Raw genomic sequence first — 17,392 nt, 5'->3', positions numbered from 1 at the left:
GCAAATTTGCAGATTGGTGTCAGGGGTAAATCCGCCCATTGGCGGATTTACCGAACAGTCACACCACCTCCACTACCTCCCGCAGCCGCTCGCGGCTCAGGTGCGGATAGCGGCAGCCAGCCGATGGACAGGGGCAGCGACAGAAAACCGTGGTCTGTCCCCTATTCTTGTTGCAGGGCCTGTTGCCCGACCTTGTGATCAGCCAGCTGCGCCAGGTCATACCAGTGGCGGGACAGGCGCTCAGCACTGGGTCTCAGGCTCGGGCGATGGCACTCGACGTGAATCAGCGTGGCCTTCTCCCAGAAGGTGCGCGCCCCTGACAACACGGACACCTGCGCAGTCGGCAAGGCCAGGTCGGGGACGTGTTCGGCAATATCTGGTGTGATGGAAAGCAGGCTCTGTGGCAAGGTCGAGTTACGACCGCCAAATTCGATCAGGATGCTCGGACGCACGTAGCTGTCGGTGTTTTCTACCGCGCTGGGGTAGAACACCCACAACTTCTCAGCGTCATCGCTGACCTCGGTGCTGGTGGGCTGCGTGGGAAGCGCCGTGGCGAGCGCTGCTTGTAATGCCGGCACCAACTCGTCGATGACGTGCGTCGTGAGTGCCGCCTTCAATGCATCCGACAACTTGCTGCGCTGGCTGTTGCTGGTAATCGATTCCAACTCGGGGGCGTCGGCCACCAGGCTGCGGTAATCGACGGTGACGTCGATGTCTTCGGAGAAACGGTCAATCGCCTTGTAGACCTTGGACAGCGAGGTGCCCCCCTTGAAAGCCATGGGCTTGCGGCAAGGCAGCTGAAACAGGATGTCGAGCACCTGGCACAGCCAGATGTCTTTTTCCAGGATCTCAGCCCGGCGGCCCATCACAGGCGCCAGGCTCTGGAGTAAATCAGCTTGATCGCTGACGGACAGGTCGAAGTAGTGTTCGCGGGGGATGTCAGCCATGCGCCAGCGCGCCTTCCTCATACCGGCGAAGGGCTTCGACCATCCAGGCCGGCATTGCGGCCTTGGCGCTGCATAACGCCTCGAATTCCACCTGCGGCAGCTTGGCAGCGATACGCTCGAACGTGGCCGGCGTGACTTGCCGACGACCGAGGTACCAGAGCGCGGACAACGCTTGGCCCGCTGGGCGACCCGCCAGTACTAGCTTGCGCGCAGCCACGTGCTGCAGTCGCACTTGCAGCTTACCCATCCGCACGGTGTGAGACGATCCGGTGGTGTAGAAGACCGGCTGGGCCGGAACCTGGGTGCTGAAACCAAAACGACGAGCGGCCTCGGCCCCGTGCACTTCAATGGAGGCACCTTCGGCGGCAGCGACTGTCTGCGCCACCGTTTCCGGCGAAGGCATGGACTTCAAGCCAAAACGGCTGGTCTTGGGGACGGTGTAGAGGCCACGGCCGAGGCGCTCGATGAACCCTTCCTTGGTCAGACGCATCAAGGTCTGATCAATGGACGCGCGCGAACCCAACCCTGCAAACAGGGCTGGGGTGAAAGGTTCTCCGGCAGGTTGGGCCGCGATACGCTCGCGGATGGCTTGTGATGTGCTCATGGCTAGCTCCGTGTTAGATAATTTACCAAAATATCTAACAGTTCACAAGGCGCACGTTGTAGACAAGAAACCGCTTCGCTTATCCTCCGAGCCTTTTGGCTCAGAAAGAGGATTCGTGATGTTGATAGGGTTATCCCTGCTGGCCTTCGCCATCGGGGTTCTGGTGGGAAGAATCAGTGTGCGCCACTACCGACTTGACCGCATCGCCTGGGCACAGCGGCGGTTGCAGCTGAAGGTGCTGTCGCTCGAACTCAAGAGCCTACGCAGCAAAGTGGTGTCCGCTCAAGGGCGGCGCACGCCACCGGCCCAACGTCGCCTGGTGAGAAAACTGCCGACGCTGAAATGGTGGCAACGGCGCCTGATTGCCTGGCTACGCTTGCACTTCCCGTGGCTGACGCGTTTCATGCGATTCACCCCGACAACCTACATCCGTTGGCTGCAGGCCAAGTCACGCAAGGGCCACGCAATAAAGATCGCCGAGGGCAAGGCGCGTGGCAGACCACCCACGCCGCAGTTCGTCGTCGATGCCATTGTGGCAATCAAACGAGACAACCCGCGCTACAGCGCCGGGCACATCGGCCGGATGATCTCTGGCGGCGAGCTGAAATTCCGCATCAGCAAAAAGACGGTTGCCACAATTCTCAAAGCCCACGGCTTCAAGCCCAGGCCGAAGGGCAAGCGCCCACCGCGCGAAGAAGAACCCGGCTGGCTGACCACGCTCTACAACCAACACGTCATGGCCATCGATTTCAAAAACACACTCGACCTGGCAGGCAACACCATGGCCGTGTTCAACCTGATTGACCACGGACGACGCGTACTGCACTGGTCACGCGCCACCTACAATCCGACAGCAGAATGGGTGGCCCAGCAACTGCGCAATGCCTTTATGGACATGGACGACTTGCCCGAAGCCATCGTGATGGATCGCGACAGCATTTTCTTGCCTATCGTTAAACAGACGCTCCCGGCCATGGGCATCAAAACAATCCGGATTGGCTACAAGTGCCCTTGGCAAAACGCGGTGGTGGAGCGCTTTCATCGCACACTGACCGACGAACTGCTGCGAGATGTGCAGCCCGTGAATGACCGGCACCTGAACCGCCTGCTCGGCCAATTCCGCACGTACTACAACACCGTCCGGCCGCACATGGCTTGCGGCGTGGAGCCGCCAATGCTGCCGGATGTGACGAACAACCCTGCGGCCAACGATCCCGACTTCTTCAAGACACCGCGCAAACTCGTGCGCCAGAAGTGGCTGGGCGGCCTGCACTCCAGCTATCGCTGGGCAGCGTAGTTCTCGACTGACAAGTTGGCGAGTCACGGTCATCGGTGCCGGCAGCCGAGGCCCCGTCACGCCTGAAATTCCGACATCCACCAATCCTGAGCACACCTTCACCCTAAGGGAAGGTCTGACTGTGCTTGCCGGGAACAAATACAGGCCAGAAACCGACTGCACGGCACGCCCAAAAGACGCAAAAAGTAGCCTATCGGATTTTTTCACCAGCACAGTTCATCGGCAGGGCAGAAAAAGGGGTGGCGCAAGAATAACGCCGCCAGCAAGAAAAAACCCTGCCCCTCGCGAGAAGGACAGGGTTTCAATCACCTCAAGCACCTACCCGAGGGCGGGTGCTTGTCTCCGGGGGAGATTAGGCGATGTCTGCGAACAGGATGCTACCGGCAGCAGCGGTGGTAGATCCGCCAACTTCAACCAGAGCGGTAGCGCCAGTGACACCAACCAGCTTGACCAGTACGTCCTGAGCACCGTTTTCAGCGAACACATAGGTGTCGGTGCCGAACTGGAAGGCCAGGATGTCACCAGCAGTGGCAGCGACAGCCGCAGCTTCAGTCAGCCACTCGCCCAGCGTATCCACTGCAGTTGCACCAGCACCACCCAGGGTCAGGATGCCATCCTTGACGGTGTAGGTAACACCAACGGCTTGGCCAGCTTGAGCCGTTGCGTTAGCCTCAACAGTGATAGCCTGATTTGCCGAAGCAGCAGCCGTGAGATCCAGGTTCAGCAGGCTCAGATTAGCACCACCAACGGTAGAGCCTTGGAAGTTTGCATTCGACGAGAAGTTGACACCGGTAGTGATTGCCTCCGACAGCTTGAAGCCGGTAATGCTATCGGCACCGGAAGCAGCGGAGTCAGAAGTACCAGCGGTCAGCGACGATGCCACGCTGATGATGTCGCGGCCTTCGCCAACGGTGATGAAGTCAGCACCCAGACCACCGGAAACGATGTCTGCGCCAGCGCCACCATTGATGGTGTCGATAGCAGCGCCACCGCTCAGCACGTCGTTACCAGCACCGCCGGTGATGGTGACATTTGCGGTGGTGGTGTTATTGGCAGATGCGAAGGTCACGCCCAGGTTCGCTGCGGTATCCAGACCAGCGGTGCCGTTGGCCACCACACCCGAAGCGTCGAACGTGGTGATCTTGGCGTTGGCGTTGGTCAGGTTCAGACCGTTGTTACCGGACACGGTCACTTTGGTTGCGTCACCAGCCACCAGGGTTGCGGTGTGAATCACGGCAGCGCTACCGCCCGTTGCAGTCGAAGCATCGTTGGCGATGATGTTGATGGTCTCAACACCGGCAGCGGTCACGGAACCAGCAGCCAGAACGCCACCGGTCTTGCTCAGCTCAATGTTGAACACGTCGGCGGGGTTCAGCAGAGCGTTCGTGACCTTAGCTTCGTAACTACCTGGGCCAGCGCCAACGTCCGAGGTCAGCTTCAGTGTGCCATTGGCACCGAAGCCGTCGAGCACCAGAGCGCCCGTCGCACCACCGGTGACAACCTTGTTCACGCCGTTGATACCGGCCAGAACGATGGTGTTTGCACCAGAAGCACCGAGTTCCAGGACTTCAAAGCCGGTGAACTTGGTATTAAAGGTGGCATCGTTATCAGCGGTAGCTGCTTCAGCAGCGGTCATCTTGATGGTGTCGGTACCTTCGCCAGCGGCCACAGAGTAGCCTGTACCGGTGCCAGTGGCGTAGGTGACGGTGTCGTCGCCCTTGCCCATGGTGATGGCCTTGGTGAACCCGGTCGTCAGCGTGATGGTGTCTGCGCCGTCACCGCCGGTGAAGGTCACACCCGTAGCCAGTGCGGAACCGAAGGTAGCACCGGCCGTGTTGGTCACGTTGATGGCGGTGACCGCACCCAGCGCCTGGCCAGTCAGGGTCAGCTTGGCATCACCGGCAACGTTCACCGTCGTGGCGCCGTTGGCTACCAGCGAGTTCAGGGTCGAAGCCTTGGTCGAAGAAGTGACATTCAGGGTGGTGATGTCGTTGTCGATGGTCACGGCACCGGTCGACGTAGCTTCATTCAGGTTCAGGGCCAGGGAAGTGTTTGCCGGGGTGGTCAGCGCACCCAGAGTACCAGCGTTCACCGTGACCAGCGTGCCACCCAGGTTCAGGGTCTTCAGCGCGCCCGAGTTAACCACGGCAGCGCCAGCGTTGGTGATGCTGACGGTTTCGATGGTACCAGCCGCAGTGTTGGAAGCCGCGTTGGCATCAGCGATATTGACTGCACCAGCGGTATAGCCCACAGCGCCTGCAGTGGTGGCGGTAGCGGTCAGACCCGTTGCAGTTTTGGACTGGGTAACGGTCACTTCCTTGGTGGAGGCATTGCCCGTGACGGTGATTGCACCGCCGACAGTGTCGTTACCCGTGGCAGCAGCGTTGCCAGCGTTCTGGGTAACGGTAACAGTCGTACCACCAGTCACAGCAATCGCGCCAGCAGTGTTGGTGTTCGCGGTGCCGCCTGTAGAGGTCACGGTCACAGCGCCAGTAGCAGCGGTTGTTGCGCCAACAGTGATCGTGTCGAGGATGTTGTTCTTGGAGGTAACGGAAACAGCCGCGCCGCCGTTGACAGCAACAGCTTCTGCGGTGACAGCAGCGTCAGTGTTGGTCACTTCGACGGCAGTCGTACCAGCAGCGGTGACAGTGGCACCGCCAGTGCTTTGCGAGGTCAGCTTGGTCAGGCCAGAGAAGCCAGTTGCAGTATTCAGAGTAACAGTAGCGCCGCTCAGGAAATTGGCGGTTTCAATGTTTGCAACGGTTGCACCAGTCGGCTGAGTGATGGCCGCAGTCTGGGTCACGTTGAACGTATCGTTGCCAGCACCGCCATCAATGGCGTCGCCAACAGTCCAAGTGTTGCCAGTAGCATTCTGGTTGCCGACGAAGGTGTCGTTTCCGGCGGTACCAACGAAGGAAGCGCCTGTATCCGAACCATTAGTGAGCGTAAACGTCTGCCCAGTCGCCCCAGCACTCGCATCACCCACCGCAGCCAGAGCGGCCTTCACCTGCTCAGCCGTTGCCGGAGTCGCGGTCACGCCTGCGATGAAGGCACGTGCCGAAGCAGCGGCAGCGGCGCCCTGGTAGGCCAGAACTTCTGCCGTCGTGTCGATGGCGTTGAAAAAGCCTTCGCCAGCGTCGAGCTTGTTCTGCACGCTGGTCTTGTCGGCGGTCTGCAGCGCGTCGTTGAGGATGGCGATGGCAGCGCCGGCCTGGGTGATCTTGCCGCTGTCGATCTGGTCAACCCAGTAGTTCAGGCCAGCCAGCTCGGCCGGACGACCGATAACGTTCTTGTATACGTTGTTGACGAAATCATACTTGCTGCTCGAGGCGTAGAGCGCCTTCGATTCGTTCGAGGCAGCGAAGGCGGCTTCGACTTGAGCGGTGGTCTTATCCGCCCACTCGCGCGAGCCCGCGTAGTCGACCGGGCGGCCGAAGTAAGCGAGGTAGTACTTGTTAAGTTCGGCAAATGTAGCCATCAGGAGCTCCTAAAGGTTGGACAACAGCGCCATGAGGCGCATTCTGAACTTTCGTGCACGGATCGTTTCAGGCGTGAAGCGAATGAGCTCCAGTATTCTAAGGTCTTTCGGAGCCCAGCAAGCATATTGCACGGCGGACTCTAACCAAAAGCCCGCCACACAAATGTGACGTGCGTCACAAAAACGCTCTCTGTTCGATTCTATCGACAAAAACGTCGCAATCAGGGGACAAGCGCGGGGCTGGATATGGCAATGGGGCCCAGCAAGGCCTTGAAGGCGAGCGCATGTTCGTGCGCGCCACGACAGATCAGCACCGCGTCATCGAGCTGACGCAGCAGGCGGACGTTGCGCTCGTCGAGCAACACGGGTTTCGCCGCTGCCCGGTAGGCCTTGATGCGTGCCAACGCGGCCTGCCGGCCCGGGGCGTCGGCCACCCACAGCAGGCCTGCCTGTTGTGGGGCCAGCCACTGCGCCGGCACCCAGGCGGGTGCGCCGGGCTTGCCAAGCGCGGCGAACGGTGGTGCGTCAAAGGCGCGGCGGACGTGATCGAAGGTGCTGGCATGGGGGCGGCCATGACAGGCCACCGCCAGCGCTGCGGGCGGGGGCGGGACGGGGGCGGCGAACAAGGCCTCGAGCTGGTCGACCTGGGCGCTGAGCGCGAAGGCCTGGATGCGCGCCCTGGCGGCGGCGCCGTGCGCGGCGAGCTGTGCGGGGTGGTCGAGATAATGCTGCAGACAGGCGGCGAGCGCGGCGGCGTCGCCTGCCGTGGCCAGCAGCCCGGTCACCTGGTGCTCAACCAGTTCTGGAATGCCACCGATGCGCGAGGCCACCACCGGCAGGCCGCAGGCCATGGCCTCGGTGATGCTGACGGGCTGGTTTTCGGGGCATACCGAGGGCAGCACCAGCACGTCGGCCTGTGCCAGGCGGTGCGCAACGTCGGCATTGGGCAGGCGTCCCCAGAACTTTGCTGACACCGCAGGCGCACTGGCAGCGAGTGCGCGCCGGTAGTCGGACAAGGCATGGCCGGCGCCGACGAAATCGACCTGGAGGCGGCGCCCGGGCAGGCGCGCGAGCGCCTCCAGGAGCTGCGGCACCCCCTTGTGCGGCCCCATGTAGCCGATGAACAGGATGCGCAGGCGGGCCTCGGTGCCGGCGCTGCGCGGCGCGGGTGCGGGATGTGAAAAGCGCTGCAGGTCGATGCCGTTGGGGATGACGTGAACGCGATCGGTCGGCAGGCCGGCGGCGCGATAGGTGTTTGCCAGGTAATGACTGGGCAGGATGAAGCCGGTGACGGCCTGGAGCTGCCAGCGGATGTAGTCCTGGCGAAAGCTGAGCGGCAGCGGCTGCTCGCCTGCGGTGATGAAAGCGCGGCAGTCGGTGGCGCAACGGCTGGTGTCGTGGCAGAGCTGGCCGGCGCTTGTGATGCGCGTGCTGTTGAAGCAAAACCCCCAGTGGTCGTGCAGCGTCATGTACACCGGCACGCCGCGGGCGTGGGCGCTGCGCACGATGCCGAGCGACAATCCGAGCAGGTGGTGCGCATGCACGAGGTCCGGACGCCAGGTGTCGAGGAGTTCGCCGAACAAGGCGTCCACCTCGGGGTGCGCGACATCGTTGCCGCCCGCCTGAAAGTCCTTGTGGGTGAGGGCGACGCGGCGCACCGGAAGGCCTTCGTGGAGGTCGTCAGTCGTGTCGTAGCCAGGCTGGTTGCGGCTGGCGTCACCGGCGAACACACGCACGCTGTGCCCGCGTGCGGCGAGCGCCTGCGCGAGCTGAAAGGCGACGATTTCCGCGCCGCCGACGAAGTGCGGCGGGAAAAAGTTGGATACGACCAGAATCTTCATGATGCGGGCTCAGCAGCGGTAGGCGAGGTGGCCAGGCAGCGTCATCGCGGCAGCGGGCGCCAGGCCTACGGCGCTGCAGAGCGTGGCGGCGTGAGCCTGCGGGACGATCAGCACGCAGCCGGAGAGGCGATCCAGGGGCAGATAGTCCAGCACCCGGGTGTGCGCGAGGGCGTGGTCGGAGATGAGGATGAGGGCAGGCGTGCAGCCATGTTCGTGCAGGGTGTGCAGCAGCAGGGGAATGTTGTGCTCAAGAGGGCCGAGGAGCTGGCTGACTGTCGGCTGCGACTTGAGCTGTGCACCCGTGTCGTGTTCGATGAGTTGCCAGGCCTGCGGCACGTGCTGGGCGAAGAGCGCGGCTTCGGCTTCGTAGCCTGCGCCCAGGATGAGGGCGCAGTGCACGGGGCGTGCGCGCAGCAGCGTGGCGAGCGCAATGGGCCAGTCGTCCGCCGCCGGGGCGGTGGCCGCAGGCAGCAGCAGCTGGTGCCAGTGCGATGGGAGCGCAGCGGATGCCGGCACGGACTTGTGCTCGGCCAGCTGCTGCAGGAGCGCACGGGCGTAGCCGCGCCAGGTGAGGATGTGGCGTGCCAGGGCCTCCTGGGCGAGCGCCGCGTAGCGCACGCTGTCGCCAGCGAGCGCGACCAGGGTGTGGGCCAAGGCGCTGGCATCGCTCATGTCCACCGTCTGGCAACCGCCCTGCTCTGCGAGCTGGGCCATGACGCCGGAATGGTGACAGACACAGGGACGGCCATGCCATAGGCTTTCGACGATGGGCATGCCATAGCCTTCGACCAGGGAGGGGTACACCGTGAGCTGGGCCTGGGCGTAGTGCTGATTGAGGGTGTGGTCATCGACGACGCCGTGCCAGCGGATGCGCGGGTCAGCGGCGGCTGCGGCTTGCACCTCGTGGACGATCGCCTCCGCGCCGGCATAGCGGTTGCCGATGAGATGAAGCTCCCAGTCGAGCTGGGGGTGGCTGTGGGCGATCTGACGCAGGGCAGCGAGCAAGCTGCGGTGGTTTTTTCGGGGCTCGAGGGTGGACACGCAGAGGATGCGCAATGGCGTGCCCGGAGACGGCGGCAGCGGGGCGACCGTGGCGCGTGGCGCGGCGGTGAGCTCACCCGGTATCCAGCAGTGGCGCAGCTGTGCGCGGACGGGGAGGTGCTGCTCATCCCAGAAGGCGCGCAGCTGGTGCTCGGCATCAGCGGAAATCGGCAGCACGCGGTCGCACTCGGCCAGACCGCGCATGTAGGCGGCGTGGTTGTCGCGGATGGCGGTGTCGGGGACCCATTGCGGATGGGTGACGGGGATGGCGTCATAAAAGATGGCGGCAACGCGCAGGCCCAGGGCGCGGGCCTGGCTGCGGCGCTGCGGACCTTGGCGCTCGAACACAATTTCGCCTTGCAGCAACCAGCCGCCGCGCAGTCGACTGCCGACCACGCCGCCCAGGCGCAGGCGGCGGTGAGGCAGCGAACGGGGCAAGGCATAGTGCGAGGGGTTGGGATCGGGGCCGCCGTAGGTGGCGAGGTTGTGGTATTCGGCCTCGGTGGGCAGCACGTAGGTCTGCAGGTATTCGTCCCAGGCGACGAACAGCGGCCGGCCAAAGTCCTGCAATTTGCGGCACAAGCTGCGAACGACACGTGCAACCCCGGTGTTGGCGGGGTCGCGCAGGCAGGCGCTGGCGTCCACTACGAGCTGCGGCCAGTGGGGGTCTCGCGCCGGGACGATGTGGGTGAGCGCGGCCTGGTAAGCCGCGAGCGTGTTGTCCCAGGTGAAGCGGGTGCGAAAGCGGGCGATGGCGTGCTGCCATTGTTCGGGCTCGAGCCAGGTGCCTGAGAGGATGCGCAGCGCCTTGTCGATCATTTCGGCTGCGCTTGCGCAACATTGCCAGGGGTGGGCGGCGACCTCGGGGTGGGCGCCGAGGTCGAAAACCAGGACCGGGCGGGCCAGCTGCTGCATTTCGGCCAGGGGCAGATTGAAGCCCTCCCAGAGGGAGACGCTCAAGCCCAGATCGGCCTCCTGCATGAGGTGGACGAGCTGTTCGTCAGTGGGCTTGCCAAGCGCACGGATGCAGTGCGCGAGCTCAGGCGGGGGCGTGAGCTCGCCCGCATCGGCAAGCACGCCGAAGCTGGCCTCGGGATGGACAGCGAGGATGCTGCGCGCGATCGTGTACAGGGCTTCGCTGTTCTTGTAGTTGCCGGTCTCCCAGCGCCCGAGATTGAGGATGCGCGGACCACGACGAGCGGGCCAGGCGCAGCGCGTGTCCGCGCCCTGCCAGGGCTGGGCGCTGTGCGGGCGGCTGAGGTGGTCGCTGCCGAGGTGGATGGTGGTGAGCTGCACCTCGGGGCCGGCGTCGCGGCGGCTTTGTGTGCGTTCGATGAAGTGGCTGATCGGCGTGATGAGCTGGGCTTCGGGCAGGAACTCGCGTCGCCGCGCGCGCAGTCGCTCCTGCACCGCGAGCTCGCCACCGTGCATGCCGGTAGTGGGCACAGCGCCACAATCGAGCGCCACGACCGGAACACCCCAGCGCCGAAACACCGAGATCGCACCGTAATAAGGCCAGCCGCCAAGCAGGGCGACCGTGTGGCTGGACGGTGCTGCGGTGCCGAGCACCTGGCTGCGCGCGGATTCGAGCCAGGCGCTGGTGGCCTGGTCGAGATCGATGTAAGGACCAGCGTAGGGCGGAGGCGTGATGCAGTGCGGGGTAATGTCCGCGAGCACGGCAAGATCGGCGCGCTGTGCGATCAGGGTGATCTTCCAGCCTGCTTGCTTGAGACGCGCTGCCAGCAGCAGCAGCACACGATCGACTCCGAAGCGGAACAGCAGGCGCTCGTTGCAGATGATCAGATGCATGCGGGCGCCTTGTGGGGGACATGGCCAATGACGGCGTAATCTTGCGGCCCGAACACCAGGGTCGCGAGCGGTTCAGCCAGTTCGCCGGCGGCAAGCCGGGCTGCGTCCGCGGGGTGGCGGCGCTCGATCTCCACGCGCTCGAAGCCATGTTCCTCAAGCAAGAAGGCCATCAGGGCGGGTGGCAGCGGGTTACGGTGCGTGGGGTCGACATAAAAATTGCAGGCGCCAACGACCAGGTTTTCGGGGTTGGGCGTTTCAAACAGCACCACGCCGCCGGGCTGGACGACGCGACGGGCGTGCTCGATGAGGCGGATCAGGACGGCGATGGGCAGGTGTTCGATGATATGAAAGCCGGTCAGGCCAGCCAGGGCATCATCGGGCAAGGCAGCAAGATATTCGATGGCGTCGCCCTGGCGAACGGACAGGCCCGCGTCGAGGCAGCTACGGACCATCCACGGGCTGCTGTCCACCCCTTCGGCCACAATGCCGTGTTCGGCGAGCAGCTGCAGCCACTCGCCGCGGCCACAGCCCAGATCCAGCACGGGTTTGGTGGCTGGCCCCCACACCGGCGCGAAACGCGGCAGGTTGGCGCGCAGGCGCGCGCTGATGAGCGCGCGTGAGCCGCGGAACTGTTCTTCAAAAGCGCCGTAGAGCTCAGGTGGCAAGCCCTCGGCCGGGGCGGCGGAGTTGGGCTGCGCGGCCGAGGACGGTGGCTGCGCAGCCTGAGCTTGCGGCGGCGAACGCGTAAGCTCGCGAAGACGCTGCTCCAGCTGCCCGAAGCGCCGCAGCAGGAGTGCGTCGTTGGACTGGGCGGCGACGGCGTGGGTGTACAGCGACTGGTTCACCTGGTCCTGGATCACCAGGCCCACATTGCGCAAGGCGGTGCTGGCCTGGGCAAGCTCGAGCTCGAGCGCCGCGACCCGCGCAGGCAGGCGGCGGAAGACGGCGATATAGGTGTAGAGCGGTGCCACCACGGGCAGGCGCAACAAGACCCCTCGCAGCAACAGGTAAAGCACGTTGCCCATCGTTGCCCCGCCCGGGCGTTGCCGCGCCCGATTGAGCAGCCCGAGCACGCGAGGATGATCGAGGATGCGCCCCAGGGGGGTGCGACGCAGTTTGAGATAGAGCCTGGCCGCGCCGGTGTCGGAAGGGGTCGGAGCTTCAGGCGCGGGCTCGAGGACTTCGGGCGCTGGCAGCAATTCTTCCAGCTCGAGGGGTTCGAACGCGCGCACCAGGTCGGCGAGATGGCGGCTGGACGGCTCACCGCCCTCCTCGCGCTGGAAAGCATCGCGCGCCTGAGGCGTGCAGTCGCGACGGACAATTTCGGCAGCGATGAGGGCTTTGAGATGTTTAAGATCAATTTCCATGGATATTCCAGGCCTTCATCGCACAGTCGATGGGCTGTCGTGTGCAGGCGGTGACAAGTCAATGAACTCGGCTTCCAGGGCGCATAGGCCCAAAAAATGTTTTCTGTGGCGATCATTGACAACCTGAAACACGATTGCCTTGTCCCACCAGTCGTAATTACCCTGCAGATGACTCATCCCCGCGTGCAGCGCCAGCGCAAGGCTGTAGCTGCCCTGGCCGACGTTGAGCGCGGGAATGCGCAAACGCACCTTGAGGGGCACACCAGGGTATTGCCCAAGCCGAGTCCATTCGCCGCGCAGCCAGCTGTTGCTGCCGAAGACTTCGTAGCCGGTACGGTCCTTGATCATGAAGCCCAGGCACAGATCCTCAAGCACTTCGTGGGCGATGAGGGTGACCTCGAATTCGATGTCCTCACCGACAGTCACGATGCTGACCGCCTGGCCACGAGAAAACGCCTGTACCTGCAGGATTTCAGCCTGGCCGGTGCCGGAGCGCCCCTCCCGCCCTGCGCTCACATCCAGGTTGGCAGCATCCTCCTTGCGTGCAATGAGCGCGTTGTATCGGTCAAGGACGGTTTCGGGATCGCCATCGAGCACGAGCTGTCCGCCACCAAGGAGCAAGGCCCGGTTGCACAGGCTCTTGATCGCCCCGGGATCGTGCGACACGAAGAGGAGCGTGGTGCCCTGGTCGCGGAAGCTGCGAATGCGCGCAAATGATTTATGCTGAAAGTATACGTCGCCCACCGCGAGCGCCTCGTCCACGATCAACACCTCGGGCCGAACGGCTGTTGCGACACTGAAGGCCAGCCGCACGAACATCCCGGATGAATACGTGCGAACCGGCTGATCAAAATAGCTGCCGATTTCGGCGAAGTCCTGGATGGCAGGCATGAGCTCGGCGAGCTGCGCGTGAGACAAGCCCTGCATGCGAGCGGCCAGGATGACGTTCTGCCGCCCGGTGAATTCGGGGTGAAATCCCATCCCGAGCTCCAGCAAAGCCGACACCTTGCCCTGCACCGATATCGTGCCTTCGGTTGGAATCGCCGTGCCAGTGATCAGCTTGAGCAAGGTGCTCTTGCCGGCGCCGTTGACACCAATCAGACCGACCGACTCACCCTGTTCGACGCTGAAACTGATATCCCGCACGACCCAGTTCTGCACGCGCGGCACAAGGCCAAGCCAGGTGGCCAGGGCATTGAGGCGCCCGGTGAATTTTGGATAGGCCTTGCCTACGCCACAGACTTCAATCGTCATGACATCAAATCTGGTCGAGGAGATCGGCGTAGCTGCGCTTGTAAAGCAGAAATGCGGCGACCAGCACGAAGGTCGCAAAGAGCACGGCAGGCACGAGGCTGACCAGATCCACCGGCATCCCCAGCAAGGAATTCTGTGCCACGCGTATGACTGAAAAGACCGGGTTGAAATACATCAAGGCTTGAATACGTTCCGGCAGGATGGTCACCGGATAAACGATGGGCGTAGCCCAAAAAAGCCCCTGGGAAAAGATATCCACGATCTGACCTGTATCGCGGAAAAAAACATTCAGGATTGACGCGAGAACACCCACTGTCAAGCCCAGATATAAACCCGCAGCAAGCGCCGGAATGAACCCAAGAATTGTGACTGACAGCGGAAAATCGGCAATCAGCATGAAGATCAGGACCAACATCAACAGCACCAGACTGTTGAAAAGCGCTACCAGCACGACCGGAACAAACAACACCATCCTTGGGAAGCTGCTTTTTTTTATCAAATTTGCATTTTCCAGGAATACGCCCTTGCCGCGCTGAACAAGCTCAAGCATGAAGGTCCAGACGATTATTCCCGCACAGAGATAAATGCTGTATGCGTATTGATTGTCGAGCTCAGGCAAGCGCGCGCGCATGATGGTTGAAAACACCACCGTGTAAATCAACACCATCACGATTGGCGGCAGCAGCAACCACACCATGCCCAGGACTGAGCCGATATAACGACTGCGGAGATCACGAACTACGATGGAATAAATCAGGCCACGAAACTGGTAAATACTATCAAATACGTTTGAGATCATTGAAGCTGGGCCTTGGAAGCTCGGGACAGGCTCGGCGCCCGGCTTGATGCTTATGGAGTTCGTTACCGAGTCCAGTAGGTGACACCGGCGGCGACACGCGCGCCATCGAGCCTGGATTGAAACACATAGGCCGCATCGCGATTGTCGGTACCGAGCGCACCTCTTACCGACATGTTGGAGGGCAAACGCACAGGCGCAGCGCTGTAGAGTCGACCTTCAGGCGTTACCACACCCGAAGCTCGTAGCGCGAATGACTCTTCGCCTGCCACCAGCCTCAGGCTGGTGGAGAAAGTGGAATTTGAAAAATTGACCGAAAAAAGGCCATCTTGCAGACTCGCCAATGTACCGACACCGGATTGCTCATTCTGGATGACCGCGGACCCATCCTGTAGAGCAAATGACATCGAGTTTTGCGCCGGTCGCCGCCACGTCCCTTCACGCTCGCGCAACACCGCGAAACCGCCACCCGTGGCAATGAGCTGATGAGTCTCGAGCAAGTCGACGATGGACATCTCCTTGTCCTGGCCGAGCACAACCTCCCACCGCCCCCAGTGCAAGGAGCTGTCTGCAGTCCCTTCGGCCCGGTCCACCGAATCTATCTTGGCCGGCGACAGATCGACCCGGGTCAGATCATGTGCCCTCGACTCACCATGAAGCTCCAGGCCGTCCGGCTCTTCTGGCCGCGGCGGCTTCAGCGCGTCGGGAGAAAGACTGCTGTCCTGCAAGAACTGGGGGGCCTGCTGGCCACGGCTGACCTGCAGGATCAGCCCCGCCTGCACCCCCAACAACTCTCGGCTGGACTCGTCGGCACACGGACCGTAGGCCGAGGCGGCGCACGAATCAGAAAGCGGACTGACAACGACCGCGCCTGAATGGACGATCACCCGCGAGACGTCCTCAGTGGTGAACACACTGAAATCAGTGCCCTTGACGCCGATGGCGGCCACCGGCGTGTTGAGCCTGAAATTCTGGCGCGCCTGAGTGACCGCCGCACCGGAAATGTGCCTGACCACCCCTGCGTCCACACTCAGGCGGATTCGTGTGTTCAGGGGCTCTTGAACATCGACGTGATAAACCTCGAGTCGGCCGACGCTGCCTGGCCTGAGGATGAAAAAACCCTCATCGATGGTTTTGAGATAGACGTGCCCGTCCGCCCCGGTCCTGACGACGTCGCCCTCAGCGACGGTCATGCCGACAACAGCGGGCGAAGCTCCGACCGAGACCTCTCCACTGGCGAAGACGACGCGCGCGCCGCCTTCGGCCGCAGCACACATCGAGAACAGCACGGCACAGACCGCCACGAACCATCGCTTCATGACATCACCCTTCTTGTAGAGCACGACTCATCCATACGTAGCACCAAAGGAAAGTTGTGATTGTCATCACATAACCGAGTCGCTTAGTATAAGTTTTTCTCAAGCATTGCGCCAAGCTGGATGCCCATCGACTGCTGCACACAATCGGCCTCTGTCGCACGCCGTGGAGGCCCTGAACGGGCTCACAATTCGCTGTGATCAATGCTGCATCCGGCACGCCATACGACTACAGCAAGCCTGTTTCGTGCAATCTGCGCAGCGAAAAAGTCCGCTTGTGCGTTGCCGCCCTCTTTCTGGCATTTTCCCCGACTTCGAGCGCCACGGAGCCGACATCGGAGGATGTGTACCGCACTGCAATGCAAGCTCTCGCCGAGGGGCGGGAGTCCGATGCACGCGACGCACTGAACCAGCTCCGCAACAAGATTCCGGACTCGGCTGGTGCCTGGCTCGACCTGGCCATCCTGCATTGCAGCCTGGGTGACCAGGCGATTGCCGAGGCGCTGTTCACGGAGATCGAGAGCCGATTCTCACCCCCCGCAGCAATCCTCGAGATCATTGCCCTGCAGCGCGCCACGCAATGCAAGCCTGCGGCAATGAAGCGCAGAAGGACCAGCTTGCAGATCACCCGCGGCTACGATAGCAACGCAAACCAAGGGGCCAGCAACCCGAACTTCAGCATCGGCAGCGGCATCAACAGAATCGAACTCACGGTACAGCCTGCTTTTCAGCCCATTTCCGATCAGTACGCAGCGATTTCCATCGATTCCCGCGAGAAACGTAGCTCCAGCAAGGGCTACGACAGCTTCATCAAATTACGACTGCGAAGTTACGACACGCTTTCCCACCTGGATACCGGCGCCTTGATCGCAGGCCTGGAGGAAGGCTGGCAAGTCAACGACTGGAAATTCGAGGGCTCTGCAACTGCCGGTTTCACAAGCCTGGGTGGAAAGCCCTACATGTATCAAATGCAGGTTCAAGCCAATGCGTTGGTACCCACCCCGCTACCCGCAGGATGGAGCTTTGTCGTCGGCGGTGGGCTGGCACGCTCACATTACGCTGAGCTCAGCAGTTCGGATGGCTACATTCTTGAGTCATGGACTTCACTACGGAAGCGCAGACCGAACATCGAGTGGCAGTTCAATGCTGGTGCGATGCATGACAAAGCCATCAACAGGCGCCCAGGCGGAAATCGTAGCGGCGTTTTTGGCGTGATCTCGGTTCATTTCAAAGTGGCATCCGACATCGAAGCTGAAATGAGCTGGCAACAGCAGCGTTGGCTCTCGAAAGAGCGCTATGCACCCGGCTTGATCGACATTCGGCGTGATCAAGCAAGCGCACTATTCACCACAACTGCGAGCATTCCGTTAACGAAGAACAGTTTTTTCATCACTGAAATTCAGGCATTGAAAAACAGGGAGAATATCTCCATATTTGGATATGAAAGCACCGTCTTGCAGTTCAGCTGGCAATATCGACTATGATTTCATAGCTGTCGCCCTAAAAAATCAAGATGACACGATCAAGATTTTCTCAAGAAAGCACTCCCATCCCGGAGGGCGTTGGTGCACTATTAACAAACGCTTATATAACAATGGCCTAGATTCTGAGATTTTGGCATGATTCGCCCCTTTCCCCCGTC

Annotated in this window: 11 protein-coding genes; 2 read left to right on the top strand and 9 right to left on the bottom strand. The window is 62.0% G+C overall.

The features are described from left to right. Positions 1-161: 161 nt before the first annotated feature. Both M622_RS34730 and M622_RS34725 read right to left on the bottom strand, forming a co-directional pair. On the bottom strand, positions 162-947 hold the full coding sequence (locus tag M622_RS34730; protein ID WP_217995328.1) for a nucleotidyl transferase AbiEii/AbiGii toxin family protein: 786 nt from the start codon (positions 945-947) through the stop codon (positions 162-164). Beyond that, a complete protein-coding gene (locus tag M622_RS34725) occupies positions 940-1,551 on the bottom strand; it encodes a DUF6088 family protein (protein ID WP_021250313.1) in 612 nt (203 codons plus the stop codon). Before M622_RS34725 ends, M622_RS34730 begins: the two co-directional genes overlap by 8 nt. 118 nt (positions 1,552-1,669) lie before the next feature. On the opposite strand from M622_RS34725, the gene M622_RS34720 reads away from it, so the two are divergent. Further along, positions 1,670-2,848, top strand: a complete 1,179-nt coding sequence (locus M622_RS34720) for an integrase core domain-containing protein (protein ID WP_031347307.1) — start codon at positions 1,670-1,672, stop codon at positions 2,846-2,848. 352 nt (positions 2,849-3,200) lie between these two features. Here M622_RS34720 and M622_RS0120505 read toward each other — a convergent pair whose 3' ends face one another. The 7 genes from M622_RS0120505 to M622_RS39450 form a co-directional block, all read right to left on the bottom strand. Next, positions 3,201-6,326 (bottom strand): DUF4214 domain-containing protein, encoded by a 3,126-nt coding sequence (locus M622_RS0120505; protein ID WP_052028739.1) that lies wholly within the window; start codon positions 6,324-6,326, stop codon positions 3,201-3,203. Positions 6,327-6,547: 221 nt separating this feature from the next. Next, positions 6,548-8,167 carry a glycosyltransferase gene (locus tag M622_RS34715; protein WP_021250311.1) on the bottom strand — a complete coding sequence of 540 codons (1,620 nt, stop codon included), beginning with the start codon at positions 8,165-8,167 and terminating at the stop codon, positions 6,548-6,550. Positions 8,168-8,176: 9 nt separating this feature from the next. Continuing rightward, positions 8,177-11,017: a glycosyltransferase gene (locus M622_RS34710; protein ID WP_021250310.1), complete on the bottom strand. Its 2,841-nt coding sequence runs from the start codon at positions 11,015-11,017 to the stop codon at positions 8,177-8,179. Further along, positions 11,008-12,384, bottom strand: coding sequence for a class I SAM-dependent methyltransferase (locus M622_RS39455; protein ID WP_021250309.1), 1,377 nt, complete (start codon positions 12,382-12,384; stop codon positions 11,008-11,010). The genes M622_RS34710 and M622_RS39455 overlap by 10 nt, the downstream gene beginning before the upstream one ends. Positions 12,385-12,399: 15 nt before the next feature. Further along, on the bottom strand, positions 12,400-13,638 hold the full coding sequence (locus tag M622_RS34705; protein ID WP_021250308.1) for an ABC transporter ATP-binding protein: 1,239 nt from the start codon (positions 13,636-13,638) through the stop codon (positions 12,400-12,402). Between the two features lie 4 nt (positions 13,639-13,642). Next, the gene (locus M622_RS34700) at positions 13,643-14,437 is read right to left on the bottom strand and encodes an ABC transporter permease (protein WP_031347300.1); all 795 of its coding nucleotides are present in this window, start codon (positions 14,435-14,437) and stop codon (positions 13,643-13,645) included. A gap of 62 nt (positions 14,438-14,499) precedes the next feature. Further along, positions 14,500-15,753, bottom strand: coding sequence for a FecR family protein (locus M622_RS39450; RefSeq protein WP_169375151.1), 1,254 nt, complete (start codon positions 15,751-15,753; stop codon positions 14,500-14,502). Between the two features lie 194 nt (positions 15,754-15,947). Between M622_RS39450 and M622_RS34695 the strand changes: the two genes are divergently transcribed. After that, entirely contained in the window at positions 15,948-17,234 is a 1,287-nt protein-coding gene (locus tag M622_RS34695; RefSeq protein ID WP_157282090.1) for a tetratricopeptide repeat protein, read from the top strand. The last annotated feature ends 158 nt before the right edge of the window (positions 17,235-17,392 follow it).

The sequence above is a fragment of the Thauera terpenica 58Eu genome, from assembly GCF_000443165.1.
GTDB lineage: Bacteria > Pseudomonadota > Gammaproteobacteria > Burkholderiales > Rhodocyclaceae > Thauera > Thauera terpenica.
Note: the sequence above shows the minus strand (reverse complement) of the source record. Positions and strands in the feature narration are given on the sequence as shown.